The following is a 25,783-nucleotide window of genomic DNA, read 5'->3' as shown; positions in this document are numbered from 1 at the left end:
AGATGAGCGCGTGGGGCGTTCACTGAGTTTCTGTGGGGACAAGAATGGCTCGATCGCTGTTCGGGATGCTGACGATATTGGTTGTCGACGACAGCCTGCACATGCGCAGGCTGATCGCGCGGCTGCTCGACGTGCTCGGCGTCGGCCAGGTCATCGTTGCCGGCGACGGCGAAGAAGCCTGGGCAAAGTTTCTTGAGCACCGGCCCGATATCGTCATCACCGACGCCGCCATGAAGCCGACGGACGGCTTTGTGCTCGCCCAGCGCCTGCGCGCCATCGGCGAGGACGAATTGCGCGCCGTCCCCATCATCATGGTTTCCGCGCATAGCGAACTCTCCGCCGTGGAGCGCGCCCGCGACTCCGGCGTGACCGATTTCATCTGCAAGCCGGTCTCGCCGCGCCTTCTCTACGAACGCCTTGTCGGCGCGCTGAACCGCCCTCGCAAACTCGTTGAAACCCCGACCTTCACCGGGCCGGATCGCCGCGCCGACACGGCAGCGATCGACGGTCCCGAACGCCGTCAAGTGACCTATATCTGAGGGCTATCGCATGACCGACGTTCAGACCCCGGATGTTCAGGCGCGTTTCGTTCGCCTACCCTCGATCGCGGAACGCAAGCTCGGCGTGGATTTCACCGCCCCTGTCCGGCTCGACCCTCGCGTTCTCGACCAGATGCAGGAAACCATCCGCGAGCTCAGTGCCAGATATTCGGAAAACCTGAAGACTCAGGTTGGCTCGCTCTTCTCATTCATCGAGCCTGCGGGCGCAGGCGACGCCGAGGCATGGAACCAGCTCTACGCCATGGCGCATGAAATTCGCGGCCTGGCGGGGACATTTGGCTATCCCACGGTCGGCCGCTTCGCCCATTCGCTTTGCGGCTATCTCGAAAACTACAAATCCGCCGCCTCCACGGTCATGCGCTTCCACGTCGAAGCCATGTATGACGCCGTTCAGAGCGGCGGCGCCGACGAGATTCTCGCGAGCGAGACCCTGATGTCGCTCGAACGGCTCATCGCGCTTACGCATGAAGGCGAAAGATCGGCCGGATGACGGACCGCGAGCTTTTCGCCCGCCTCAAGATTCTCATCGTCGACGACAGCGCCGAGATGAGGAATGTTCTCGCCGCGCTTCTCGAAAGCATGGGCGTGGGCGCGATCCACAGCGCGGCGAGCGGCGAGAAGGGACTGGAGCTCTTCTGCTCGGAAGCGCCCGACCTCATCATCACCGACGGCAGCATGCGGCCGATGGACGGCTATGAGCTGACGCGGCGTGTCCGCAATGGCGAATGCGCCGAAGGCGGCGGCGAGTGCTGCGACCGCGACGTGCCTGTGCTGATGATCTCAGGCCATATCGGGCCGGAGATGGTGCGGCTTGCCCGCGACAATGGCGTCACCGACTACATAGGCAAGCCCATCACCGCGGCCATGCTCTATGAACGCATTCTCGCCGCCGTGTCGAAGCCGATTCACGTCGTCGAGACGAAGAGCTATCGCGGTCCCTCGCCGACGCGGCGCCTCGTTCCGCGCATATCTGACACGTTCAGCGAGTAACCTCATCGAGGAACCGCGAGAAGAGCTCGTTGAAGCGCGGCGCATCCTGCCAGAAGGGAGCGTGACCGAGCCCGTCGAGGACATGCACCCTGCGATCCCAAAGGTTGCGATAGGACACGGTGCTCAGGAACTCGTTGTTGACGAAGGGTTCGGCGCCTCCAGTGACCACAGCGAGCGGCTGCGTCGCCGTCTCGGCGATCTTGCGCCCGTCCATGTCCTTCCCCTCGATGATCGATTGCAGCATCAGCGGACGGAAGCGTCCGTCGGCGCGGAGCGCCGCCTCGAGCATCCACGGTTCAAGCCGCACACCCTTCCCCACCCCTGCCTGAGACTGGGAACGCGCTTCCTCCTCGGTGAAACTGTCCTTGAAGGTGAGGCCCATGTCTTCCGAAGGAAGAAATCCCTGCTGCATGTCGGCAGCCCCTGCGGGCGGCGTTCCGGTGATCCAGGCCGCAACGGCGCCCGGCCAGCGCGCGAGCAGCTCCAGCGCCACATGGCCACCCAGCGACCACCCCATCAGGACCGCCCGCGAGATACCCCGCGCCTCGAGAAAGGCGATTGCCGCATCTGCAAAGCCGTGGATGGAATAGGTGCTCTCCGGATCGGGAGCATCGGAGCTGGCGCCATGGCCCGGCAGGTCGAACGCGATCAACCGGTACCGCCTGGCGATCCCGCTTTCGAGCTGCCGACCGAACATTTCCTTGGCTGAGGAATTGCCGTGGATGAAGACAACCGCCGGCCCCTCGCCCTCCGTTTCGATCCAGGCGATCCGCCCGTGAGCCGTTTCGGTAAATCCCGATCTCATCATCCACGCCCCCTTTGTTTTCATCACGTTAGCACCGCTCCCGCCCCCTCCGTATAGGGCTGAAGGGCGCCCCGAGAAGCGTGATCAAAAGTGACATGGGCGTCATTATTTTTTGCAACCATTAACCCTCGGCACTATATTGGTCATGGGAAAGAGGGCGGAGGCTCGGAAAACCGTAGGCCAGCCGCAGAGTATCAGGCCGGGAAACGGCCGTGCACAGGAGGAGCTATGACGAAGATCGAAACGAATCTGACCGTGGATCCGGCTTACGAAGCCGTCGCCCCGGATGACTTCCCGGCGATGATGGACGTCGAGCGTTACGGCAAGCGCTCCAACGCCTTCGACAAGATCATCTCGGCGACCCACGATCATTTCTGGGATCCGATGGACAAGAAGTATGTCGACTTCTCCCAGCCCTTCGACATGGAAAACGAATATCTGGTCGATCCCAATCAGAACACCGACCTCAAGACCGCTGTCGCCGACAAGCTCGACGAAAAGCAGAAGATCAAACTCGTCAATCTCGATGTGCAGTGGTCGCTGTCGTCGATCCTCCACGGCGAAGCGGGCGCGCTGGCGCTCTCGGCTTCGCTCTGCCACATCTTGAAGGATCCGGGCGCACAGGAATATGCCGCGAACCAGACCCGCGAAGAGGCGCGCCACGTCGCCGGCTTCACCAACTACATCAAGGCGCGCTGGGGCAAGCCTGTCCGCGTCGGCCCGGCGCTCGGCAATATCCTCACCGAACTCGTGCTCTCGCCGCTGGTGTGGAAGAAGATCGTCGGCATGCAGATGCTCGTCGAAGGCCTCGCCATGGGCGCTTTCGCGACCTTCTACAAGGACGGCCGCGACCCGCTGATGGTCAAGCTCATGCAGCTGACCATGACGGACGAAGCCTTCCACCACAAGTTCGGCAAGATCTGGGCGGACCGCACCATCCCGCACATCAACGAGGATGAGCGCAACCAGATCGAAGACTGGGCCTGGCACGTCTTCGAAGTGCTGCTCTACAACCTCGGCAGCCCCGAGCAGAAGAAGCACATCTACGCCGCTGTCGGCCTCGACTGGGAGTGGGTGCAGGGCGCCTTCATGGAAGCCCTCACGGACGTCAAGATCCGCGAGAGCATGCAGGAATCGACCAACATCTTCCGCGTTCTGATCAAGACGCTGCTCAAGGCGGGTATCATCACCAGCCGCACCGCCGGCAACTATGCCGCCTTCATCGACATGAAGGAGCTTTATGCCGAAGGCGACCGCATGATCGGCGACGACATTGCGGAAGAAGGCATCAAGTACCTGCTCCAGCTGAACGGCCAGGGCAACCGCGCCTATTCGCTGGACAAGATGTCGGCTGCCGAATAAGCGGCCGGCGCGACCTGAGACCGAAGGGCGGCCCCGCAAGGGCCGCCCTTTTTCGTTGCCCCCCGCCCACCGGCTGGCTTCAGAACGGATGACGGGCGCGATTTTCGCTGTATCATGCCCCCCAACAGAAATTGGCCCGAAGAGGCCGACACCATATGACTCTGGGAGGAGTTCGTTCATGCCTTGGAATTTCGGGGACATTCTCGACGCCATTTCGCCGGTCCTGCCCCAGGATGCCCCGGCCTTCGTCCACCAGGATCGCGTGATCACCTGGGGCGAAAGCACGAAGCGCACCAACAACCTCGCCCGCGCCCTCATCGAGCGCGGCGCGAAGCCGGGCGACAAGGTCGCCTTCTACATGCGCAACCGGCCGGAATACATGGAATTGCTCAATGCCTGCTTCAAGGCGCGGCTGACCCATGTGAACGTCAACTACCGCTACAAGGCCGACGAGGTTTTCTACATCTTCGACAATTCCGACGCCCAGACGGTCGTCTATGGCTCGGAGTTCCGCGACATCATCGAGGAGATCAAACCGCGCCTCGTCAAGGCACATACCTTCGTTGAGGTGAACGAGAGCGACGACATCGCCTCCTTCGCCGAGCGCTACGAGACGCTGGCGACCACCGGCAACGGCGAGAAGCTCGACATCAAACGCTCGCCCGACGATCTCCTCTTCATCTATACCGGCGGCACCACCGGCATGCCGAAAGGCGTGATGTGGCGGCATGACGATCTGCGCGAAATCCAGCTTGAAGCGGGCCGCAAGCTTGGCCCCGTGCCCGAAACGCTGGAGCAGCTCGTCGAGGCGATGAAGGCCATGGGCCCGCAGGGATGCCATCTCCCCGCCTGCCCGCTGATGCATGGCACGGGTCTTCTGAGTTCGCTCGGCGTCATCATGGCGGGCGGCGCGCTGGTCACGCTCGAAAGTCCTTCGCTCGATGCGGATGAACTCTGGGAGGCGGTGGACCGCAACAAGGTGCAGAGCATCGCGATCGTTGGCGACGCCTTCGCCAAGCCAATGCTGCGCACACTCGACGAAAAGCCGGGGACATACAATCTCTCCAGCATCGTCACGATCATTTCGTCGGGCGTCATGTGGTCGACGGAAGTGAAGCGCGGCCTTCTCAAGCACATCCCGCAGGCGATCATGACGGACAGCTTCGGCGCCTCGGAAGGCATCGGCTTCGGCGCTTCGATGATGACGAAGGATGGCGAGATCGGCACTGCGAAGTTCCAGATCGGCGACCGCTGCAAGGTCTTCGATGAGAACAGCGAGCTGGTGGAGCCGGGCAGCGGCAAGCCGGGCATTATCGCCATGGGCGCTCCGATCCCGGTCGGCTACTACAAGGACGAGAAGAAGACGGCGGAAACCTTCCGCACCATTGCGGGCAAGCGCTACTCGATCCCCGGCGACTGGTGCACCGTCGAAGCCGACGGCACGCTGACCCTGCTCGGCCGCGGCTCCGTCTGCATCAACACAGCGGGCGAAAAGGTCTATCCCGAAGAAGTCGAGGAAGTGCTGAAGACGCACCCCGCCGTCGAGGACGCGCTGGTCGTCGGCCTGCCCGACGAAAAATGGGGACAGGCGGTCACGGGCATCATCAAGCTCGCCCATGGCCACTCGTTCGACGAGGCCGCGATCCGCGCCCATGTGCGCGAGAAGCTCGCGGGCTACAAGACGCCGAAGCGCATCCTGCTCGGCACCACGATCCCCTTCCGCGCGCCGAACGGCAAGGCGGACTACAAGGGCGTGACGGCCTTCGCCAAGCACGAACTCGGCGTCGCCTAATTCACCGTTCCGCGAACCCTCCCTCTCAAAGGGGAGGGTTCGACGCGAGCGCTGGAAGAGCAGACTTCGCAGCAGGTCTGTGTATTTTCGCGGGATATTCCAACTGCGTCGTAACGAAGGCCGCCATCTCTGCGCCATAGCGCCGGGTTAGATAATCCGCCATGTCGTCAGCCGCCCGCGCGCCTTCGCCGACCGCCAGATCGCTCATCTGCGTCGCGCCGCCAATACGCACGGTCACCGCGCGCGACGGCACTTCCTCGGGCGCCATCCTGCGCAGCAGGCGCAAACCGTACCGCGTCCTTACCTCGGCCTCGTCCGCAACGACAGCGACCTTCGCGCGAAAAGTGCGCGACAGCATATCGGCCGCAAAGGCGAAACCGACTTCGTCAACGCCCGCGCCAGTCCGCAACGCATAGACATCGCGCGGCCAGGCGAACAGAAGACTCTTCGCCGCCAGCCAGTAGTCGCCCGTCGTAAGCCGGAACGCGTCGCTGTCATGCGCCGCACTGTAGCCGGAAACGCCCTGTGCCCTTGCCACCTCCATCGCCCGTTCACGCCCGGCAATCAACTCGACGATATAGAGCGCCGTCGGCAACGACGCGCTCACACCCGCCGACGAAATGAACTTCCCGTCCTGCACGAAGCGCGTATTCGTCTTCCACTCGACCTTCGGAAAATCCCGTCGCCGCTCATCGAGCGAATGAAAATGCCCCGTCGCCTTGTGCCCGTCGAGAAGCCCCGTCCCCGCCATTACCAGCACGCCGTCGCAAATGGAGACGAGGGTCGCGCCCTTCGAGGCCTGCTTCCGCAGCCAGTCGCGCGTCGCCGCATTTTCGGAGTCGTGAAATGCGGGAATGATGACGAAATCTGCGCCCCTGGAATGCGCGACGTCGAATTCAGCGATAGTCATATCGCCGCGCGCCTCCACGCCTGTCATGAAATCGATCGGTCCCGCCCCCGTCGAAACGGCGATGACGTCCGCCGCCCCCGAGCTGGCGATGACGCCATAAGGAACCATAAAATCGGTCATCTCGGTCCCGCTGTTTTGTGCCAGAACCGCGACGAGGGGCTTTGCCGCAGCAGGCTCCGCGCGAGCCAGAAACGCCGTGCAGAAGAATAACAGCCAGATCATCCTTGCCATCGCCGTGCCTCCATGTTGCGACTGGCCAAGGATCGCCCAATCCCGGGCCCCGGCAATGACATTCTCCATGCATTTTCAGCCGCCTTGCCCGACCGACGCGCTCGCGAGCCCCGGCATGGGCTCATGCAAGCTCACTCATGTTCGGGGCCAGCCGCTCTCGACAAATCTTCGCCTCTCGCCCTCTCGGCGATTGCCTGACACCGCATGGCTGCTATCTTGCCGTCATAGAAAATTCACCCCTGAAGAGAGGGAAGCAATCAATGGAACCGATTGAGAAGTTCCGGCAGGAAACACGCGAATGGCTGGAGACGAATTGTCCCGCTTCGATGCGTACGCCGATGCCCGAAGAAGAGACGCCCTGGGGCGGCCGCAACGCGGCATGGGCCAATCCCGATTCGAAAGTGTGGCTCGACCGCATGGCGTCGCGCGGCTGGACCGCGCCGACCTGGCCGAAGGAATATGGCGGCGGCGGCCTGACGAAGGAAGAAAGCCTCGTCCTCAGCCAGGAAATGCGCCGCATCAAGGCGCGCCAGCCTCTGTCGAGCTTCGGCCTCTGGATGCTTGGGCCGGCCCTTCTCGAATTCGCCAATGAAGAGCAGAAGCGCGAACACCTGCCGCCCATCGTGCGCGGCGAAATCCGCTGGTGCCAGGGTTATTCGGAACCGGGCGCGGGCTCCGACCTCGCCGGTCTTCAGACCAAGGCCGAGGACAAGGGCGACCATTACCTCGTCAACGGCCAGAAGATCTGGACCTCCTATGCGGACAAGGCCGACTGGATTTTCTGCCTCGTGCGCACCGACACGACGAAGAAGCATGACGGCATCAGCTTCGTGCTCTTCGACATGACGACGCCCGGCGTCGAAGCGCGCCCGATCACCATGATCTCCGGCGCCTCGCCTTTCTGCGAAACTTTCTTCACCGATGTGAAGGTGCCGAAGAAGAATCTCGTCGGCGAACTCAACAAGGGCTGGACCATCGCGAAGCGCCTGCTTCAGCACGAACGCGACATGATCTCCGGCATGGGCCTCGGCTCCGGCGTCGGCAGCTCCGCAAGCCTCGAAGCGCTGGCGAAGGATTATTTCGGCGAAGCCAATGGGCGCGTCGCTTCGGCGGCGCTGCGCGAACGCATCGCGAAGCAGAAGATGGATGGCAAGGCCTTCGCGCTGACGCTTCAGCGCACGGCGGAAGAGGCAAAGGCGGGCGTCGGCTCGGGCGCGGCTTCGTCGATCTTCAAATATTACGGCACCGAGCTTAACAAGCGCCGCTACGAGCTCATGCTCGAAATTCTCGGCACGCAGGCTCTGGGTTGGGAAGGCGAAGGATTCACTGAAGAGGAACTCGGCATCACGCGGTCATGGCTGCGCTCCAAGGGCAATTCCATCGAAGGCGGCACATCGGAAGTGCAGCTCAACGTGGTGGCCAAGCGCGTGCTCGGCCTGCCCGACTGAGGCACGGCACAGCTTCGTCCCCTCTCCTCCTTCACATTAGATAAAAGAGTATTTTCGATGGCATTGGTACTGACCGAGGAGCAGCAGCTTCTTCGCGATACGGCGACACAGTTCTTTCAGGAGCGCGTTCCCGTAGCCAACCTCCGCAAGATTCGCGACACGAAGGAGCCCGCCGGTTTCGATCGCGGCGCCTGGAAGGAAATGGCCGATCTCGGCTTCGCCGGCATCCTGATCTCGGAGAAATACGGCGGCACGGATTTCGGCCCCGTAGGCCTCGGCCTCGTGCTCGAACAGGCGGGCCGCACACTCGCCGCGACCCCGCTCATCTCGACCGTCTTGCTCTGCGGCTCCGCCGTTCAGCTCGCGGGCAGCGCGACACAGCGTCAGGAAATCCTGCCTGCCATCGCTGCGGGCGAACTCATCATGGCGCTCGCGCTGGAGGAAGGCGCGCACCACAATCCGACGCATGTCGCGACGCGCGCCGTCGCCGAGGGTTCCTCCTATCGCCTCTCCGGACGCAAGACCTTTGTGCTCGACGGCCATGTCGCAGACCGGCTGATCGTCGCGGCGCGCACCTCGGGCAAGGAGGACGACAAGTCGGGCATCACCCTCTTCCTCGTCGATGCGAAGGCAAAGGGCGTTTCAATCCAGCGGACGCAGATGGTCGACAACCGCAATGCCGCCAATGTCACCTTCGACAATGTCGTCGTCTCCGCCGACAGCGTGCTCGGCTCCGTCGATGGCGGCACGGATGTGCTCGAGCAGGTTCTCGACATTGCCCGCGTCGGCCTTTCCGCCGAGCTTCTCGGCCTCGTTCAGGCGGTCTTCGACCAGACGGTCGCCTACCTGAAAGAGCGCAAGCAGTTCGGCGTGGTGATCGGCTCGTTCCAGGCGCTGAAGCACCGCGCGGCCGACATGTTCGCCGAGATCGAGCTTTGCCGCTCGGTCGTGCTCGACGCCCTTTCCGCGCTCGAAGCCCGGCGGAACGACGTGCCCCAGGCGGCAAGCCTCGCCAAGGCGCGGCTGTCCGATACGGCCCGCCTCGTCACCAATGAAGGCCTTCAGATGCATGGCGGCATGGGCATGACCGACCAGTTCGATGTCGGCCTCTATATGAAGCGTGCCCGCGTGGCCGCCGCCACCTTCGGCGACGGCAATTTCCATCGGGACCGCTACGCCGCGCTCGAAGGCTTCTGAGACCCTGCCGCCCGCCGGAATCCCGGCGGGCGGCTTTGTTTCCCGTCATTATTGCGGCGAAAGGGCGTCGAACACTTGTTTGAACGCCGATCCTTCCCAGATTTAATGATGCATTTCTTGACAGGTCCGGCATCGCGGTATGTGCTTGGGCCGCAGGTTCCCTTCGGGGAACGCCCCAGATTCGGAGCATGACCCATGCGCAAGATCGCTCTTGCAGCCCTTGCAGGCGCCGCTGGCCTACTGGCCGCGACCGCGCCGTCATTCGCCTTCACGACCTATCAGGTGCAGACCGACGGCGCCAATGCCGCCCGCTACACCGACCAGAGCGTCGGCGGCTCGAATGACAGTAACGGCTTCAACTTCTCCATGAAGAGCAGCGAGGACGGGACCGACAACTTCGGCACGCCCGGCTATTACAACAGAACCGACAACACCAATTCCCAGGAAGCCCCCTCGCGGGACATGGGCTGGCAGGGTACCGGTTACTACCTCCGCCCCAACAACTGACCTCCTGGCGTTTCATGCAAAAAGGCGCGGCGCTCGCGGGCCCCGCGCCTTTTTCTTTGGTTATCCGGATACTCGACAAGCAGCCCCCCCGGTCCCATACTGCGCCCGCGCGCCGGGCAAGCCCTCGCGCCATCGATCCAGTATCTAGAGAACGACGAGAGACCGGTATGGCTGACGACAAAAAGACCAGCGACCTGCCCGAACGCATCACCGTGCTGGCCCGTGAATTCACGCCCGCCGCCATGGAGTTCCATCGCCGGAACATGAGCGAGAAGGGCTACCGCATGGAAGGCCAGATCGTTCAGCGCCGCTTCCAGATGATCGAGGGCCTCGGCGCCCCGAAGGACCTTTTCGACGGCGAGCTTTTCTACGCCGCCACCTTCGTCCGCAAGGGCGAAGAGAAGTAATCCACTCAGGATTCCGGACGGGGAGAAGCCGTTTTTCCCCACGCAAGCAAGGCTTTGCGGGCGGCGCAAAAGACGCCCGCGTTCGTCCGCCGGCGGCCAAACGCTGTTGACTTGAGCGGACTAATCTTGTCTGCTTTGGCGGCAATCGACATTTTGGCCTGCCTTGGCTGATTTGCCCTACGGGCCTTTCAAGACACTTCCAAAAACTTAGGTTGCCATCATCATCAGCCGCGCAATGAGAGCGTGGTTATTACCGCACGCAAGTGCGCAAGGAGACCCAAATGGCTACTGGTACTGTGAAGTGGTTCAATGCCCAGAAGGGCTATGGCTTCATTCAGCCGTCCGAAGGCGGCAAGGATGTGTTCGTGCACATCAGCGCCGTGGAGCGCGCCGGCCTCGGTACGCTCAATGAAGGCCAGAAGATCAACTACGAGCTCGTGACCGAACGTGGCAAGACGTCGGCTGCGAACCTCTCGGTCGCCTGATCCACTTTCGGATCAGCGAACGCCAATCGATGGCCGGGCCCAGCGCCCGGCCATTTTGCTTTTCAGAGACCACGCAGCGTTCCTTGACAGGAGGCGTCCGTACCGGTTGCATCGGCTCACAAACATTGCACACCAATAAGCGGCGCCCAGCCGCAAGAGGACTGAAATGAGCCTGCAGCTTCTTCTCATCAATCCGATGATGCGTTTCCAGGTGAAGCGCCGCTTCAAGAAGAACCCGGATGTGATGACACTCCGCCCGATCATGACGGCAATGGAGCCGCAGAACGCGAAGCTCCCCGCCGATGTCACCGTCGAGCAGACCGCACTCGGCGGCGTAGCCGTAGAGAAACTCACCGCGACCGGAGCGGAGAGCAGCGGCGCCTTCTTCTATATTCATGGCGGCGGATGGGTCGCCGGATCTCCGCGCACGCACCGCCCCCTCACGCACCGGCTCGCGACAAAGACGGGCATGGCCGTCTATGCCGTCGATTACAGGCTCGCGCCGGAGCATTTCTTCCCGGCCGGCCTGGACGATTGCGTCGCGGCCTATCGCGCGCTGCTTGAAAAAGTTCCGGCGCATGAGATCGTGATCGGCGGCGACAGTGCGGGCGGCAATCTCGCTCTCGCGCTGGTGCTGCGGCTCAAGGCCGAGGGCATTCCGCTGCCCGCCGCTCTTGTCTGCCTCTCGCCTGCAACCGACCTCGCCGCAACGGGCGGCTCGCGCGTCAGCAACGCGCAACGCGACGCACTCTTCGTCGAGCAAATGATGCATACGGTGGAAAGCCGCTACTGCCCCGGCGCCGATCCGCACAATCCCTATATCTCGCCGCTCCACGGCGACGTCGCCGATCTTCCGCCCACGCTCTTTCACGTCGGGGACACGGAAATGTTACTCGACGACTCCACGCGCATGGCCGACAAGATGCGTGCGGCGGCGGTGCCGGTAACGATCAAGGTCTGGCCCAAGGTGCCCCATGTCTGGCACCTCATGGCGGACATTCTGCCGGAGGCACGGCAGGCGATCGACGAGATCGTCGCCTTCGTCCATGTGCATCGCAAGGCAGCGTCGGGGAGGGCTACATGATCAAGGTTCACCATCTCAACAATTCGCGCTCGCAGCGCATTCTCTGGTTGCTGGAGGAACTGGGCGTTCCCTATGAGATCGTCCATTACCAGCGCGACGCGGTGACCAATCTCGCGCCGCCGGAGCTGAAGGAAATTCATCCGCTCGGCAAATCGCCTGTCATCACGGATGACGGTCTCACCGTCGCCGAGTCCGGCGCCATCGTCGAATATCTCGTGCGCAAATATGGCGCGGGCCGGCTCGCGCCCGCCGAGACTTCTCCGGATTACCTGCCCTATCTCCAGTGGATGCATTTCGCGGAAGGCTCGGCCATGCTGCCGCTGCTGCTCGCACTTTATGTGGGACGGCTGGGCGATGCAGGCGCGCCGCTGCATCCGCGCATCTTCGGCGAGATCGCGAACCACCTCTCCTACATGAACAACGCGGTCGCAAAGGGCGGCTACCTTCTGGGCAACGAATTCAGCGCCGCGGACATTCTCAATTCATTCGTGCTCGAAGCGGCAAAGGCACGCGGCCTGCTCAATGACTACCCCAACCTCATCGATCTTCTCGCGCGGCTTCAGGCGCGGCCTGCCTATCAGCGGGCGCTCACACGCGGCGGCCCCTATGCCTTCGCCTGACGCGGGTCGCTGACCGGTGGGCGACTTTGTCCATTCACTTGTAGAGTTCATCCGACAGAACGCCGAATGGACAGGTCCGATCATTTTTCTGGTCGCCTTCGGCGAGTCCTTCGCCTTTGTGAGCCTTCTCGTCCCCGGCACAGCCATCATGGTCGCCGCGGGCACGCTGGTGCGTGACGGCACGGTGCCCATCGTCCCGCTGCTCGTCGGCGGCATCGCGGGAGCAACGCTCGGCGACGGCATTTCCTATTGGCTGGGCCTTCGCTTCGGCCATCTGATCCCCGGCATGTGGCCCTTCAAGACGCGGCCCGAATTGCTCGCCAACGGGCACCGCTTTTTCGAAAGGCATGGGGGCAAGAGCGTCTTTATCGGCCGTTTCTTCGGACCGGTGCGCGCCGTCATTCCGCTGATCGCGGGCATGATGGAGATGCCGGCCGGCCGCTTCTGGCTGGCCAACATCCTCTCCGGCCTCATCTGGGCGCCGGTCCTTCTCATCCCCGGCATTGCCGCAACCTCGATCTGGCAACTCCTGGAACGCGAGGAAGGCTGGGTTCCCTACGCGCTCACGGGGGCGGTTCTCATCGTCGCGTCCTGCGCCTGGATCATCTGGACCTATCGCCGGAAGAACTGAAGCGCTCAGGGCCTGCCGTAAAGGAACTGCACTGTTGCCGCGCCAAGCGAATGGCGGCGAAGCACCTCAAGCGCCGGCGCGCCTTTCACATTCGGACCGAGAGCGAGCGTTTCCACGTCGAGCGCATAGACGGTGAAAACATAGTGATGCGCGCCGCTGCCCTTTGGCGGGCACGGCCCCTGATAGCCCGGCACGCCGAAGTCGGACGTCCCCTCCATTGCGCCCTTCGGCACCAGCCCACCCTCGGCAAGACTGGTGCGCGTCGGCGGGATGTCGAAGACCAGCCAGTGCCACCAGCCCTTCCCGCCTCGAGCATCCGGATCGAAAAGCGTGACGGCGTAGCTTCGGGCGCCTTCCGGCGCACCGCTCCAGGAGAGGCCGGGAGAAATATTCGCCCCGCCGCAACCAAAACGGTCGAAGACGAATTTCGTCGCGGGAATCGGTTTGCCAGCCACGAATGACGGACTGGAGACGCGAAAGCCGTCGGAGGCGTGGGACGGCGCGGCCACAAGCGACAGGACGATGGCCAATCCCGCAACCAGACTTGCTCTGCTCATGCGCGCCTCCTTTCAGGCATGGTCGCGCAAGGACGCCATGCGCCGCAATGCATCCCCCAATGTAATAAAATCATGATTTGACCCTCGCCCTTGCCAAACGGCATGTCTTGGGCCGATGAGCGCATCCTCGCAGACCAGCCTGATCGACACTCGCGCCTCCCATCCGGGGGTGCCCACCGCGTGGCCGCTCCGCATTCTCTTTGCTCTCTGCTGCGCCGTCGTCGTCTTCATGGCCGTCCATGGCGACGAACATGGCCGCCGGCCTCGCTTCGTCTGGCAAAGCGCCATCGAGGCCAGCAAGGCCGCCATCCTGCAAACGACCGACGTGAAGCGGGAAGGCGCAGCCCTCGGCGCCGGGCCCCACCTCGCAGCGATCATGGCCCCGCCCGGCGTCCTGCCCGCCGCCGCTGAAATGCGGGATTTCCGCCCCGCCCGGCTGGAACAAGCGGCCCCGGCACGCCCCTATCTTCGCCCCTTCAGCAACGCTCCCCCGATTCGGGCCTGAGAAGAGCCTTGGCGAGCACCGAGGTCCCGCAGCCTGCGACGCAGGCTGGGGGCCAAGGCTGGGCGGCCATTCCGTTTATGTCATATATTTGTCATCGAACTGTCGTAGTCAGAGGGGCATAGGCCGCCGGCTCGACATAGGGAGTCCAACATCATGCTGAAATCCTTCGGAAAACTGGGACGGGCGAGCCTTTTCGCGCTGTCCGCTCTGGTTCTGACCACCGCCGCGGAGGCCTCCAACATCTCGGGCGCCGGCGCGACCTTCCCCTATCCCGTTTATGCGAAGTGGGCGGAAGCCTACAAGGCGAAGACCGGTATCGGCATGAACTATCAGTCGATCGGTTCCGGCGGCGGCATCAAGCAGATCAACGCGAAGACCGTCGACTTCGGCGCGTCCGACAAACCGCTGACGGCTGCCGAACTCACGAAGGGCGATCTGATCCAGTTCCCGACGGTCATGGGGGGCGTCGTCCCGGTCGTCAATCTCGCGGGCATCAAGCCGGGCGAAATCAAGCTGACCGGCTCCCTCCTCGCCAACATCTATCTCGGCAAGATCACCAGGTGGAACGCGCCTGAGATCGCCGCGATCAACAAGGGCGTGAAGCTCCCCGACGCGCCCATCGCTGTCGTCCATCGTTCGGACGGCTCGGGCACGACCTTCAACTTCACTTACTATCTCAACGCCGTCGAGCCCGCCTGGGCTGCCGTCGGCGTCAACACCGCCGTTGAATGGCCCGTCGGTCTTGGCGGCAAGGGCAATGAAGGTGTCGCGGCCATGGTCGGCCAGACGCAAGGCGCGATCGGCTACGTCGAATATGCCTATGCCCTGCAGAACCACCTCACCTTCACGGAGATGCAGAACAAGGACGGCAAGTTCGTGAAGCCGAGCTATGAAGCGTTCCAGGCCGCGGCCGCGAATGCCGACTGGGCGAAGGCTCCGGGCTTCTACCTCATCCTCGCCAACCAGCCCGGCGCGACGAGCTGGCCGATGACGGCGGCGACCTTCATCCTGCTCCACAAGACCCAGGACAAGCCTGAAAATGGCAAATCCGTTCTGAAGTTCTTCCAGTGGGCCTATGCGGATGGCGACAAGCTGGCGAAGGACATCGACTACGTTCCGATGCCCGACAAGGTCGTGAAGCTCGTCGAAGACAGCTGGAAGCAGGTTGTCGACACTTCGGGCAAGCCCGTCTTCTAAGGCACCAACCGGCAACAGGCGCGGAAGAGGCCTCGCCTCTTCCGCGAACCCGGAGATCCCCCCGACATGGCGCTGATAGACGACGCCGAAGCAATGCGTATCCGCCGTATTCGCAATGGGCGGCTGGCGGATATCTTCTTCCGCTGGCTGACCTGGAGCTTCACGGCTCTGGTCCTGCTGATGCTGGGCGGCGTCATCGTCGTTCTCGTCCAGGGCGCTGCGCCGGCGCTGAAGCTTTTCGGCTTCGACTTTCTCATCACCGCCAAGTGGAATCCGGTTACCGACGAATATGGCGCGCTCGTGCCGCTGGTCGGCACGTTGGCGACCTCCGCCGTGGCCATGCTGGTCGGCGTACCGGCGAGCTTTGCCGTCGCCTTCTTCCTCACTGAACTCTGCCCCTACAGGCTCAGAACGCCGCTCAGCACCGCGGTCGAGCTTCTCGCCGCCGTGCCGAGCATCATCTATGGCATCTGGGGCCTCTTCGTCGCGGCTCCTTTCTTCCAGACGACGATCGAGCCGGCGCTCGCGACATGGCTTGGCCCCATTCCGCTGATCGGCCAGCTCTTCTCGGGCACGCCCATCGGCATCGGCATCCTGCTCGCCGGCCTCATTCTCGGACTGATGATCCTGCCCTTCATGACCGCCGTGATGCGCGACGTCTTCGAAACCGTGCCTGCTGTGCTTCGCGAAAGCGCATATGGGCTGGGCGCGACGCGGTGGGAAGTCGTCTGGAAGGTCGTATTGCCCTATTGCCGCACCGGCGTGGTGGGCGCGATCATGCTCGGCCTCGGCCGCGCGCTCGGCGAAACCATGGCCGTCACCTTCGTCATCGGCAACGCACATCGTCTGCCGAAGTCGCTGTTCGATCCGGCGACCACGATCTCGGCCGCTCTTGCCAACGAGTTCACGGAAGCTGTCAGCGACACCTACACCTCGGCGCTCATCGCGCTCGGCCTCGTTCTCTTCCTCCTGACGTTCCTGGTGCTGGCCGCCGGCCGGCGCCTGCTGCTCCGCACGGAAGTCGCGAAGGCAGGAGGCGGCAAATGACACGCGTGCAAAGCCGCCGCCTCACCGACATCATCATGACCACGATCGCGCTTGCCGTGACGGCGATCGTTCTCTTCATTCTCGGCGCAATTCTGTGGACCCTGCTCAGCAATGGCCTCGCAGCGCTCACGCCCTCGCTCTTTACCGAGAGCACGCCTCCGCCCGGGAGCAAGGGCGGCCTGCTGAACGCCATCTTCGGCAGCGCTGTCATGACCGGGCTCGCAATCCTCGCTGCGACACCCATCGGCGTCATGGCTGGAACCTATATTTCGGAATACGGCCGCGCGAGCCGGCTTGCCCATGTGGTGCGCTTTGTGAACGACGTGCTGCTGAGCGCGCCCTCCATCATCATCGGCCTCTTTGTCTACGGCATCGTCGTCGTGCAGATGGGGCACTTCTCGGCCCTTGCGGGCGTCGTCGCGCTGGCGATCATCGCCATTCCGATCATCGTGCGTACCACCGAGGACATGCTCGGCCTCGTACCCGACGCGCTGCGCGAAGCCGCCGCCGCGCTTGGCTCGCCAAAGTGGAAGATCATTGCCAAGGTCAGCTACCGCGCGGCGTTCCAGGGCATTCTGACGGGCGTACTGCTCGCCGTCGCCCGCATTTCGGGCGAGACCGCTCCGCTCCTCTTCACCGCGCTCAACAATCAATTCTGGAGCGCCGATCTCAACGCGCCGATGGCAAACCTGCCCGTCGTCATCTTCCAGTTCGCGATGAGCCCCTATGCAGACTGGCGCCAGCTCGCATGGGGCGGCGCGCTTCTCATCACGGCGACGGTGCTTGCGCTCAACATCTTCGCCCGCCTACTGACAAGAAAAAGGACAGGCCGTTCGTGACCCAGTTGCACACCCCGTCTCTCGCAGGCGCCCTGCACCATCCGGATGGCGAACAGCACGTCGAGAAGATCGGCGTCCGCGACCTCCGCTTCTATTACGGGCAATACGAGGCGCTGAAGGGCATCAACATCTCGATCCCCGATCGCCGCGTCACGGCCTTCATCGGCCCGTCGGGCTGCGGAAAATCCACGCTGCTGCGCGTGCTCAACCGCATCTATGAAATGTATCCCGGCCAGCGCGCGACGGGCGAGGTGATGGTCGACGGCGACAACATCCTCGATCCCAATCTCGACCTGACGAAGCTGCGGACCAAGATCGGCATGGTATTCCAGAAGCCGACGCCCTTCCCCATGTCGATCTATGAGAATGTCGCGTTCGGAATCCGTCTCTACGACAAGCTTTCGCGCGCCGATATGGACGAACGTGTGCATTGGGCGCTGTCGCAGGCCGCCCTGTGGGACGAGGTGAAGGACAAGCTGCACCAGTTGGGCACGGGCCTTTCCGGCGGTCAGCAGCAGCGCCTCTGCATCGCGCGCGCCGTCGCCGTGCGCCCGGAAATCCTGCTGATGGACGAACCGGCCTCCGCCCTCGACCCCATCTCGACGGCGAAGCTCGAGGAGCTGATCGAAAAGCTGCGCGAGGAGTTCTGCATCGTCATCGTGACGCATAACATGCAGCAGGCGGCCCGCGCGTCGGACTACACCGCCTTCATGTATCTGGGCGAACTCGTCGAGTTCGACACGTCGGAAAAAATCTTCACCAATCCGTCCAACATCCGCACACGCGACTACGTGACGGGCCGCTTCGGCTAGGAGAAGCGGTCAGTAGGATTTCGGCTGGCCCAGTACCTTTTCCGCGATGAAGCTGAGGATGAGCTGCATGCTCACCGGCGCGATGCGCGGAATCCAGCTTTCGCGCATGTAACGCTCGACGTGATATTCCTTCGCATAGCCCATTCCGCCATGCGTCAGGATCGCTGTCTCACAGGCATGGAAGGCAGCTTCGGCCGCGAGATACTTCGCGGCATTCGCTTCGGCTCCGCATTCCTCACCCTTGTCGTAAAGCGAGGCTGCCTTGAAAGTCATCAGGTTCGCCGCTTCGAGTTCCGCCCAGCATTTCGCCAGCGGATGCTGGATGCCCTGGTTCTGGCCGATGGGCCGACCGAAGACGACACGCTCCCGCGCATAGGCTGAAGCCTTTCTGAGCGCCGCGCGGCCGAGACCGATCGCTTCCGCCGCGATCAGGATGCGCTCCGGGTTGAGCCCATGAAGAATCTGCTGGAAGCCCCTTCCTTCCGCGCCGATGCGATCCTCGATCGGGACTTCGAGCCCATCAAAAAAGAGCATGTTCGAGTCGACTGCCGAGCGGCCCATCTTCGGAATTTCCCGCGCCTCGACCCTGGAGCGATCAAAATTCGTATAAAACAGGCTGAGACCGTCGGTCTTCTTCGTCAGCTCGTCATAGGGCGTGGTGCGGGCGAGCAGCAGCATCTTGGTCGCGACCTGCGCGGTCGTGATCCAGATCTTCTGCCCGCGCACGATGTAACGGTCGCCTTTCCGCTCCGCGAAGGTCTTGAGGCCTGTCGTGTTGAGACCGGCGTCGGGCTCCGTCACCGCGAAGCAGGCCTTGTCCTCGCCGCGGATCAATGGCGGCAGCATCCGAGATTTCTGTTCCTCGGTGCCGAAGACGACGACGGGGTTGAGACCGAAGATATTGAGATGCACGGACGACGCGCCGCTCATGCCGCCGCCTGATTCCGAAATCGCCTGCATCATCAACGCAGCTTCGGTGATGCCAAGCCCCGCACCGCCAACCTGTTCGGGCATCGCAATGCCGAGCCAGCCCTGATCGGCCACGGCCTTATAGAATTCTTCGGGGAAGCCGCCCTCCTTGTCCTTCTTCAACCAGTAGTCGTCGTCGAAGGGTTCGCAGAGCTTGAAGATCGCGTCGCGGATCTGTTGCTGGTCGGGCGTAAGCGAGAAATCCATGAACCCGGCCTCCCCGCCGGCGGAGTTATTCTGCGGGACCTATGGCGAGCGCGATGTTCCCCACGCCTTCGACCATGCCCTCAAGCCTGTCGCCGGGCTTCACCGGCCCCACACCTTCAGGCGTGCCCGTATAGATGATATCTCCCGGTTGCAGATGATAGAAGCGCGACAAATGCGCGATCAAGGCAGGCACGGGATGGATGAGATCGGAGAGATCCCCGCTCTGCTTCACCTCGCCATTGAGCTTCAACCGGACGAGGCCTTTTCCGGGATGGCCCGTGATGCTTGCCGGCACGATCTCGGAAAGCACCGCCGCATTCTCGAAATCCTTGGCGAGATCCCAGGGGCGCTGCTTCTCGCGCAGCGCGAATTGAATGTCGCGCCGCGTCATGTCGAGGCCACAGGCATAGCCGAACACATGGTCGAGCGCGTCAGCGGCGGCGATGCGAAAGCCGCCCGTTCCGATGGCGACCACGAGCTCCATCTCGTACTGGAAGTTCGCGGTTTCGGACGCATAGGGAATCGTGCTGCCGCTCGGCACGTAGTGATGCGCGGATTTGTTGAAATAGAACGGCGCCTCGCGATCCGGTTCCGCACCCATCTCGCGCGCATGGGCCGCATAGTTCCGCCCGACGCAGAAGATGCGATGAATGGGAAAGAGTTCGTCCCGCCCACGAATGGGGGCGGCTACCGGAGCCGGCGGCGTGAAGAGGTAGCGGGACAACTCAGCCCTCCTGTCAGGACTTCAACTCGACAATATCGATGAAGAGGTCGAGCGCTTCTGGGTTGGCCAGCGCTTCCTTGTTCTTGATCGGACGGCCATGCACAACATCGCGCACGGCAAGTTCCGTGATCTTGCCGGACTTGGTACGAGGAATGTCGGCGACGGCGACGATCTTCGCAGGCACATGCCGCGGCGAAGCGCCCTCACGGATTTTCTTGCGGATCTTCGCCTGAAGCGCGTCGTCGAGCGCGGCGCCCTGCTTCATCACCACGAAGAGGATGACGCGCGCATCCCCCTCCCAATCCTGACCGATGGCAATTGCTTCCTGAATTTCCGGGAGCTGCTCCACCTGCGCGTAGATTTCCGCCGTGCCGATCCGCACGCCGCCAGGATTGAGCGTCGCGTCGGAGCGGCCATGAATGATGAAGCCACCATGCTCCGTGATTTCGGCAAAGTCGCCATGACACCACACGCCGGGAAACCGCTCGAAATAGGCGGCGCGATATTTGGCGCCGTCCGGATCGTTCCAGAAGCAGATGGGCATGGAGGGAAAGGGCTTTGTGCAGACCAGCTCGCCCTTCACGCCGATCACGGGCTTGCCGTCGTCGTCCCAGACATTCGTCGCCATGCCGAGGCCCTTGGCCTGAATCTCACCGCGCCAGACCGGGTCCCAGGGCGACCCGCCGACGAAGCAGGAGAGAATGTCCGTGCCGCCCGAGATCGAGGCGAGCTGCACGTCCGCCTTGATGTCCTGATAGACGAAATCGAAACTCTCTGACACCAGCGGCGACCCGGTGGAGAGGATCGCTTCCATGCTCACGAGCGAATGCGTCTCGCGCGGCTTGAAGCCCGACTTCTTCACAGCATCAATGAACTTCGCGGAGGTTCCGAAAATCCTGATCTTCGCGGCATCGATGTAATCGAAGAGAACGAGCTCCGACGGATGGAAAGGCGAGCCATCGTAAAGGGCGAGCGTCGCGCCGGAAGCGAGGCCCGAGACGAGCCAGTTCCACATCATCCAGCCGCAGGTCGTGAAGTAGAAGAGCACGTCGCCAGGCTTCTCGTCGCAGGAAAGCTTGTGCTCCTTCAGATGCTGGAGCAGCGTGCCGCCCGCCGAATGCACGATGCATTTGGGAACGCCGGTCGTGCCGCTCGAATACATGATGTAGAGCGGATGCGCGAAGGGAAGCCGCATGAAGCTCAGCGGCGCGACGGGAACATTCGCGACCAGCGACTCGAAGTCTTCCGCCTTGGCGAGATCCTTCGGCCCTTCGCCAATGAAGGGCACGATGGCGACATGTTCGAGGCTCGGCAAGCCATCGATGATCTCGGCGAGCTTTTCGTGGCTCGGTAGCACCTTGCCGGCATAGCGATAACCGTCGCAGGCGACGAGCACCCTGGGCGCAATCTGCCCGAAGCGGTCGAGCACGCCGCGCACGCCAAAGTCCGGCGAGCATGACGAGAAGACCGCGCCGAGGCTCGATGCCGCGAGCATGGCGACGATCGTATCGGGGCAATTGGGCATGAAGGCCGCGACGCGGTCGCCCGGCTCGACGCCCCAGCGACGCAACACGGACGCAAACCGCGCGACACGCGACTTGAGCTCCGCCCAGCTTATGGGTGCAGACGCGACGCCTTCGTTGTTGAAGAGCAAGGCGGGCCCATCGCCTTCATGCGTAAGCAGGTTCTCCGCGAAATTGAGCTTCGCGTCGGGGAAGAACTTCGCGCCCGGCATCTTGTCGCCATCGGCGATGAAGCGCGCGCCCTTCTCGCCGACCACGCCGCAGAAATCCCACACCGCGTCCCAGAAAGCTTCCGGATGGTCTATCGACCACTGATGCAGCGCCGCGTAATCGGCAAAATGCGCCCCGTGGCGCGCAGTCAGATGCGCGGCGAAGCCGGTGAGATTGGTGGCCGCAACGCGAGCGGGCGACGGAGTCCAGAGCGGTGCTTCAGCAATAGTCACTTGTGGCCCTTTCCGAACCGCAGTCCGATCACGTGTGCTTGAAATTTGGTGCGCGCTTTTCAATGAAGGCCGCCATGCCTTCCTTCTGGTCCGCATTTGCGAAACCGGAATGGAAGACTCGGCGCTCGAAGCGGACGCCTTCGGCCAGCGTCACCTCAAAACTGCGGTTGACGCTTTCCTTGATCGCTATCGTAGCGGGCAGAGACATTCCTGCAATCGTCTCGGCAAGCTTTGCCGCCTCCTCCAGCAATTTGTCGGCAGGCACCACACGTGCGACGAGGCCGGACCGCTCCGCCTCCTCGGCATCCATGAAGCGGCCCGTCAGACACATTTCCATGGCCTTCGCCTTCCCCACCGCACGGGTGAGGCGCTGCGAGCCGCCCATGCCGGGAATGACGCCCAGCTTCACTTCCGGCTGGCCGAATTTCGCGCTGTCGGCCGCGAGAATGAAGTCGCACATCATGGCAAGCTCGCAGCCGCCACCCAGCGCGAAGCCCGCGACCGCCGCAATGATCGGCTTGCGCACGCGGGTCAGCTCCTCCCAGGGCGCAAACCAGTCGGCGAGATACATCTCGGTCGCGTTGCGCTCGGCCATTTCCTTGATGTCGGCGCCTGCGGCGAAGGCCTTGGCCGAGCCGGTGATGACGATGCAGCCAATGCCGGCATCCGCGTCGAAGCCCTTGGCCGCCGCAACCACCTCATTCATCACCGTCGCGTTGAGCGCATTGAGCGCCTGCGGCCGGTTGAGCGTGATGGTGGCGACGCGGCCCCGCGTCTCGGTGAGGATGGTTTCGTATGCCATGTTCGTCGTCTCCCGGAGATCGCGGTTAAATCTGGCCCTTGATGAGCTTTATGACGCCGGAGAAGTCTATCGCATCATGGCCCGACGCTTCCATCAGCGCGTAGATCTGCGCGGCCTGCGCGCCGAGCGGCGTGGGGACGCGGGCGGTCTTGGAAGCATCCTGCGCCAGGCGAAGATCCTTCAGCATCATGCCAGCCGTAAAGCCCGGCTTGTAATCGCGATTGGCGGGCGAGGTCGGCACAGGGCCCGGCACGGGGCAATAAGACGTCATCGACCAGCACTGACCGGAAGCGGTCGAGGAAATATCGAAAAGCTTCTGCGCATCGAGGCCGAGCTTCTCGCCCAGCGCGAATGCTTCCGACACCGCGATCATCGAGATGCCGAGGATCATGTTGTTGCAGACCTTGGCGACCTGTCCGTTACCAGCCGCGCCCGCGTGAAAGATATTCTTGCCCATCTTTTCAATGATCGGCTTCGCCCTGGCGAAAGCTTCTTCCTTGCCCCCCACCATGAAGGTGAGCGTGCCCGCCTCCGCTCCGCCGACGCCGCCGGAGACCGGCGCATCGAGCATCGACATGCCGGCCCTTTCGGCGGCCGCGATCACGTCGCGCGCGGAAGGCACGTCGATGGTCGAGCTGTCGATGAATACCGTTCCCTTGTCGGCGGCAGCGATGAGCCCGCCTTCGCCGAGATAGACCGAGCGGACATGCTCGCCCGCAGGCAACATGGTGACGACGAATTCGACGCCCTTCGCGGCATCGGCAGCCGTGGCCGCCTTTTCGGCGCCCGCCTCGACGAGGCCGGCTACAGCCTGCGCCGAAAGGTCGAAGACTTTCAGCGCATGCCCCGCCTTCACGAGGTTGCGCGCCATGGGCCCACCCATGTTTCCGAGGCCGATGAATCCGATCTTCGCCATTGTCGTTCTTCCCTTATTCGAATGTCAGTTCGCCGGCTTCGAGCGGCGCGAAATAAGCGTCGATCTCCGCTGTCGTCACATCGTCGAGCTTCGCAGGCTTCCATTTCGGCGCCTGATCCTTGTCGATGATGATGGCGCGCACGCCCTCATAGAAATCGTGCCCCTTGATGAAGCGATTGGTGAGCCGGTATTCGAGCTGCATCGCCTCTTCGAACGAAAGCCGCGCGCCCTCGCGCACCTGACGATAGGCGACAAGGCAGCTCGTCGGCGACTTCGTCTGGATGTTGGCCGCGAGTTTCGCCTCCCACTCGCCGCCATCAGCCTTCAGCGAGGCGACGATTTCGGACACAGAGCCCTTCGAAAAGTGCCTGTCGATCGAAGCGCGGTGCTGTGCGAGCGGCGCTTCGCCCGCAGGCGCGGAAAGCTCACGCAGCGCCACATCGATTGACTCGCCGCCGGCAAGACGTTCCTTCAACGCTTCGAGCCTGTCGCTCGGAACGTGAACATCCGCAATGCCCGCATAGACCGCATCCGCGACCTTCAGCCGTTCGCCCGTAATCCCGAGGAACATGCCGATCTCGCCGGGGCAACGCGGCAGGAAGTAAGTGCCGCCGACATCCGGGAAAAGGCCGACGCCCGTTTCGGGCATGGCGAAAGTGAGCCTCTCCGTTGCGACGCGATGCGAGCCGTTGACCGACACGCCGACGCCGCCGCCCATGTCGATTCCGTCCATCAGCGCGACATATGGCTTGGGGTAACGCTTGATATAGGTGTTGAGGCGGTATTCCTCTCGCCAGAAGGCGAGCGCAGAGGGATCGCTCGCCTTGCCCCAGTCATGCAGCGCGCGGATGTCGCCACCGGCGCAGAAGGCTTTTTCTCCCGCGCCCTCGATAATGACGAGTTTCACGCTGCCGTCCGCCGCCCAGGCCTTGAGCTGCGGATGGATCAGACGAACCATGTTGAGCGTCAGCGCATTCAGCGCCTTCGGACGATTGAGCGTGATGATGCCCGCGACGCCGTTGCGCGCGAACAGGACTTCGGCTTCTTCAGACATGTCGATCAGTTCTTCAGCAGTTCGCGCGAAATGATGACGCGCATGATCTCGTTCGTGCCTTCGAGGATCTGATGTACGCGCAGATCGCGTACATGACGCTCGAGCGGGAAGTCGTTGAGATAGCCATAGCCGCCGTGAAGCTGCAGCGCTTCGTTGGCGACGCGGAAGCTCACATCGGTGACGAAGCGCTTCGCCATCGCCGCGTGCATGGTGGCGTCCGGCGACTTCGCCTGCACCTTGGTCGCCGCCTGATAGAGCAGAAGACGCGCGGCTTCGAGTTCAGTGGCCATGTCGGCAAGCTTGAACTGCAAGGCCTGGAAGGCCGCCAGCGGCTTGCCGAATTGCTGCCGCTCAGAGAGATATGCCTTGGCGCGCTCGAAAGCCACGCGCGCCGTGCCGATTGCGCAGGCGGCAATGTTGAGGCGGCCACCATCGAGCCCCATCATCGCGAACTTGAAGCCTTCGCCCTCTTCGCCGACGCGGTTCGACACGGGCACGCGGCAATCCTCGAAGATCACCTGCGCGGTCGGTTGCGAATTCCAGCCCATCTTCCTTTCGGGCGCGCCGAAGGAGAGGCCCGGCGTGCCCTTCTCGACGACGATGCAGGAAACGCCCTTCGGGCCCGCCTCGCCGGTGCGCACCATCGCGACATAGATGTCGGACGTGCCGCCACCCGAGATGAAGGCCTTCGAGCCGTTGATGACATAGTGGTCGCCGTCGCGGACCGCACGGGTGCGCAGCGACGCAGCATCCGAACCCGATCCCGGCTCGGTGAGGCAGTAGCTTGCGATCAACTCCATGGTGGTCAGGCGCGGAAGATATTTCTGCCGCAACTCTTCCGACCCGAATGTGTCGATCATCCAGGACGCCATGTTGTGGATCGTGAGGTAAGCCGCCGTGGAAGTGCAGCCGGCCGACAGCGCTTCGAAGATGAGCGCTGCGTCGAGACGCGTCAGCGCGGAGCCGCCAACATCCTCCTTCACATAGATGCCTGCGAAACCGAGCGCCGCCGCTTTACGCAGCGCCTCCACCGGGAAGAAGTGCGTCCGGTCCCATTCCGCTGCGTAAGGCTCAAGCTCCTCGGCAGCAAAAGACCGTGCCACATCCTGGAAAGCGCGCTGCTCTTCCGTCAGCTCGAACATCTTGTGACTCCCTCAAG

At 63.0% G+C, this 25,783-nt stretch carries 28 protein-coding genes; 18 read left to right on the top strand and 10 right to left on the bottom strand.

Annotation, left to right across the window (positions count from 1 at the left end):
• Window positions 1-44: 44 nt before the first annotated feature.
• Genes ABFC66_RS10035 through ABFC66_RS10025 form a run of 3 tightly spaced genes read left to right on the top strand, consistent with a single transcriptional unit; the run spans window position 45 to window position 1,550 of the window.
• Window positions 45-539: a response regulator gene (locus tag ABFC66_RS10035; RefSeq protein ID WP_346740806.1), complete on the top strand. Its 495-nt coding sequence runs from the start codon at window positions 45-47 to the stop codon at window positions 537-539.
• Window positions 540-549: 10 nt separating this feature from the next.
• Window positions 550-1,050 carry an Hpt domain-containing protein gene (locus ABFC66_RS10030; RefSeq protein WP_346740805.1) on the top strand — a complete coding sequence of 167 codons (501 nt, stop codon included), beginning with the start codon at window positions 550-552 and terminating at the stop codon, window positions 1,048-1,050.
• Window positions 1,047-1,550, top strand: coding sequence for a response regulator (locus ABFC66_RS10025; protein ID WP_346740804.1), 504 nt, complete (start codon window positions 1,047-1,049; stop codon window positions 1,548-1,550). Before ABFC66_RS10030 ends, ABFC66_RS10025 begins: the two co-directional genes overlap by 4 nt.
• Here the strand turns inward: ABFC66_RS10025 and ABFC66_RS10020 are convergent.
• A complete protein-coding gene (locus tag ABFC66_RS10020; RefSeq protein WP_346740803.1) occupies window positions 1,540-2,358 on the bottom strand; it encodes an alpha/beta hydrolase in 819 nt (272 codons plus the stop codon). The two genes, ABFC66_RS10025 and ABFC66_RS10020, sit on opposite strands and share 11 nt — an antisense overlap.
• Window positions 2,359-2,583: 225 nt before the next feature.
• Between ABFC66_RS10020 and ABFC66_RS10015 the strand changes: the two genes are divergently transcribed.
• Both ABFC66_RS10015 and ABFC66_RS10010 read left to right on the top strand, forming a co-directional pair.
• Window positions 2,584-3,717, top strand: coding sequence for a ferritin-like domain-containing protein (locus ABFC66_RS10015; RefSeq protein WP_346740802.1), 1,134 nt, complete (start codon window positions 2,584-2,586; stop codon window positions 3,715-3,717).
• Window positions 3,718-3,895: 178 nt separating this feature from the next.
• Window positions 3,896-5,509 carry an acyl-CoA synthetase gene (locus tag ABFC66_RS10010; protein ID WP_346740801.1) on the top strand — a complete coding sequence of 538 codons (1,614 nt, stop codon included), beginning with the start codon at window positions 3,896-3,898 and terminating at the stop codon, window positions 5,507-5,509.
• 25 nt (window positions 5,510-5,534) lie between these two features.
• On the opposite strand, the gene ABFC66_RS10005 is transcribed toward ABFC66_RS10010, so the two are convergent.
• A complete protein-coding gene (locus tag ABFC66_RS10005) occupies window positions 5,535-6,641 on the bottom strand; it encodes a DJ-1/PfpI family protein (protein ID WP_346740922.1) in 1,107 nt (368 codons plus the stop codon).
• A 269-nt stretch (window positions 6,642-6,910) separates the two neighbouring features.
• On the opposite strand from ABFC66_RS10005, the gene ABFC66_RS10000 reads away from it, so the two are divergent.
• The 8 genes from ABFC66_RS10000 to ABFC66_RS09965 all read left to right on the top strand — a co-directional run bounded on the left by ABFC66_RS10000 (window position 6,911) and on the right by ABFC66_RS09965 (window position 13,029).
• Complete coding sequence (locus ABFC66_RS10000) at window positions 6,911-8,098, top strand: acyl-CoA dehydrogenase family protein (RefSeq protein ID WP_346740800.1); 1,188 nt, start codon at window positions 6,911-6,913, stop codon at window positions 8,096-8,098.
• A 57-nt stretch (window positions 8,099-8,155) separates the two neighbouring features.
• Window positions 8,156-9,295 carry an acyl-CoA dehydrogenase family protein gene (locus tag ABFC66_RS09995; protein ID WP_346740799.1) on the top strand — a complete coding sequence of 380 codons (1,140 nt, stop codon included), beginning with the start codon at window positions 8,156-8,158 and terminating at the stop codon, window positions 9,293-9,295.
• Window positions 9,296-9,490: 195 nt separating this feature from the next.
• Complete coding sequence (locus tag ABFC66_RS09990; protein ID WP_346740798.1) at window positions 9,491-9,802, top strand: hypothetical protein; 312 nt, start codon at window positions 9,491-9,493, stop codon at window positions 9,800-9,802.
• A 167-nt stretch (window positions 9,803-9,969) separates the two neighbouring features.
• On the top strand, window positions 9,970-10,209 hold the full coding sequence (locus tag ABFC66_RS09985) for an AMP nucleosidase (protein WP_346740797.1): 240 nt from the start codon (window positions 9,970-9,972) through the stop codon (window positions 10,207-10,209).
• A gap of 281 nt (window positions 10,210-10,490) precedes the next feature.
• Window positions 10,491-10,694: a cold-shock protein gene (locus ABFC66_RS09980; RefSeq protein ID WP_346740796.1), complete on the top strand. Its 204-nt coding sequence runs from the start codon at window positions 10,491-10,493 to the stop codon at window positions 10,692-10,694.
• A 166-nt stretch (window positions 10,695-10,860) separates the two neighbouring features.
• On the top strand, window positions 10,861-11,778 hold the full coding sequence (locus ABFC66_RS09975; RefSeq protein ID WP_346740795.1) for an alpha/beta hydrolase: 918 nt from the start codon (window positions 10,861-10,863) through the stop codon (window positions 11,776-11,778).
• Window positions 11,775-12,398 carry a glutathione S-transferase gene (locus ABFC66_RS09970; RefSeq protein ID WP_346740794.1) on the top strand — a complete coding sequence of 208 codons (624 nt, stop codon included), beginning with the start codon at window positions 11,775-11,777 and terminating at the stop codon, window positions 12,396-12,398. Before ABFC66_RS09975 ends, ABFC66_RS09970 begins: the two co-directional genes overlap by 4 nt.
• Window positions 12,399-12,414: 16 nt before the next feature.
• Window positions 12,415-13,029 (top strand): DedA family protein, encoded by a 615-nt coding sequence (locus ABFC66_RS09965; protein ID WP_346740793.1) that lies wholly within the window; start codon window positions 12,415-12,417, stop codon window positions 13,027-13,029.
• A gap of 5 nt (window positions 13,030-13,034) precedes the next feature.
• Here ABFC66_RS09965 and ABFC66_RS09960 read toward each other — a convergent pair whose 3' ends face one another.
• A complete protein-coding gene (locus ABFC66_RS09960) occupies window positions 13,035-13,586 on the bottom strand; it encodes a YbhB/YbcL family Raf kinase inhibitor-like protein (RefSeq protein WP_346740792.1) in 552 nt (183 codons plus the stop codon).
• Window positions 13,587-13,701: 115 nt separating this feature from the next.
• Here ABFC66_RS09960 and ABFC66_RS09955 point away from each other — a divergent pair, with 115 nt between their 5' ends.
• The 5 genes from ABFC66_RS09955 (at window position 13,702) to pstB (ending at window position 17,986) form a co-directional block, all read left to right on the top strand.
• The gene (locus ABFC66_RS09955) at window positions 13,702-14,091 is read left to right on the top strand and encodes a hypothetical protein (protein ID WP_346740791.1); all 390 of its coding nucleotides are present in this window, start codon (window positions 13,702-13,704) and stop codon (window positions 14,089-14,091) included.
• A 153-nt stretch (window positions 14,092-14,244) separates the two neighbouring features.
• Complete coding sequence (pstS, locus tag ABFC66_RS09950) at window positions 14,245-15,288, top strand: phosphate ABC transporter substrate-binding protein PstS (protein WP_346740790.1); 1,044 nt, start codon at window positions 14,245-14,247, stop codon at window positions 15,286-15,288.
• Between the two features lie 66 nt (window positions 15,289-15,354).
• Window positions 15,355-16,335 carry a phosphate ABC transporter permease subunit PstC gene (gene pstC, locus ABFC66_RS09945; RefSeq protein WP_346740789.1) on the top strand — a complete coding sequence of 327 codons (981 nt, stop codon included), beginning with the start codon at window positions 15,355-15,357 and terminating at the stop codon, window positions 16,333-16,335.
• The gene (gene pstA, locus ABFC66_RS09940; RefSeq protein WP_346740788.1) at window positions 16,332-17,174 is read left to right on the top strand and encodes a phosphate ABC transporter permease PstA; all 843 of its coding nucleotides are present in this window, start codon (window positions 16,332-16,334) and stop codon (window positions 17,172-17,174) included. The genes pstC and pstA overlap by 4 nt, the downstream gene beginning before the upstream one ends.
• A 32-nt stretch (window positions 17,175-17,206) precedes the next feature.
• Window positions 17,207-17,986, top strand: a complete 780-nt coding sequence (gene pstB, locus ABFC66_RS09935; RefSeq protein WP_346740921.1) for a phosphate ABC transporter ATP-binding protein PstB — start codon at window positions 17,207-17,209, stop codon at window positions 17,984-17,986.
• Window positions 17,987-17,995: 9 nt separating this feature from the next.
• Here the strand turns inward: pstB and ABFC66_RS09930 are convergent, their stop codons facing one another.
• The 7 genes from ABFC66_RS09930 to ABFC66_RS09900 are packed head-to-tail and all read right to left on the bottom strand — an operon-like array spanning window position 17,996 to window position 25,766.
• A complete protein-coding gene (locus ABFC66_RS09930; RefSeq protein ID WP_346740787.1) occupies window positions 17,996-19,162 on the bottom strand; it encodes an acyl-CoA dehydrogenase family protein in 1,167 nt (388 codons plus the stop codon).
• Between the two features lie 25 nt (window positions 19,163-19,187).
• Window positions 19,188-19,886 carry a fumarylacetoacetate hydrolase family protein gene (locus ABFC66_RS09925; RefSeq protein WP_346740786.1) on the bottom strand — a complete coding sequence of 233 codons (699 nt, stop codon included), beginning with the start codon at window positions 19,884-19,886 and terminating at the stop codon, window positions 19,188-19,190.
• 13 nt (window positions 19,887-19,899) lie between these two features.
• Complete coding sequence (locus ABFC66_RS09920) at window positions 19,900-21,846, bottom strand: acetoacetate--CoA ligase (RefSeq protein ID WP_346740920.1); 1,947 nt, start codon at window positions 21,844-21,846, stop codon at window positions 19,900-19,902.
• 34 nt (window positions 21,847-21,880) lie between these two features.
• The gene (locus ABFC66_RS09915; RefSeq protein WP_346740785.1) at window positions 21,881-22,654 is read right to left on the bottom strand and encodes an enoyl-CoA hydratase; all 774 of its coding nucleotides are present in this window, start codon (window positions 22,652-22,654) and stop codon (window positions 21,881-21,883) included.
• Window positions 22,655-22,679: 25 nt separating this feature from the next.
• Complete coding sequence (gene mmsB, locus ABFC66_RS09910; RefSeq protein ID WP_346740784.1) at window positions 22,680-23,570, bottom strand: 3-hydroxyisobutyrate dehydrogenase; 891 nt, start codon at window positions 23,568-23,570, stop codon at window positions 22,680-22,682.
• 13 nt (window positions 23,571-23,583) lie between these two features.
• Window positions 23,584-24,624 (bottom strand): enoyl-CoA hydratase/isomerase family protein, encoded by a 1,041-nt coding sequence (locus ABFC66_RS09905; protein ID WP_346740783.1) that lies wholly within the window; start codon window positions 24,622-24,624, stop codon window positions 23,584-23,586.
• Window positions 24,625-24,629: 5 nt separating this feature from the next.
• On the bottom strand, window positions 24,630-25,766 hold the full coding sequence (locus ABFC66_RS09900; RefSeq protein ID WP_346740782.1) for an isobutyryl-CoA dehydrogenase: 1,137 nt from the start codon (window positions 25,764-25,766) through the stop codon (window positions 24,630-24,632).
• Window positions 25,767-25,783 lie beyond the last annotated feature (17 nt).

Origin of the sequence: Parvibaculum sp. (assembly GCF_039680535.1) — a bacterium.
Lineage (GTDB): Bacteria > Pseudomonadota > Alphaproteobacteria > Parvibaculales > Parvibaculaceae > Parvibaculum.
Note: the sequence above shows the minus strand (reverse complement) of the source record. Positions and strands in the feature narration are given on the sequence as shown.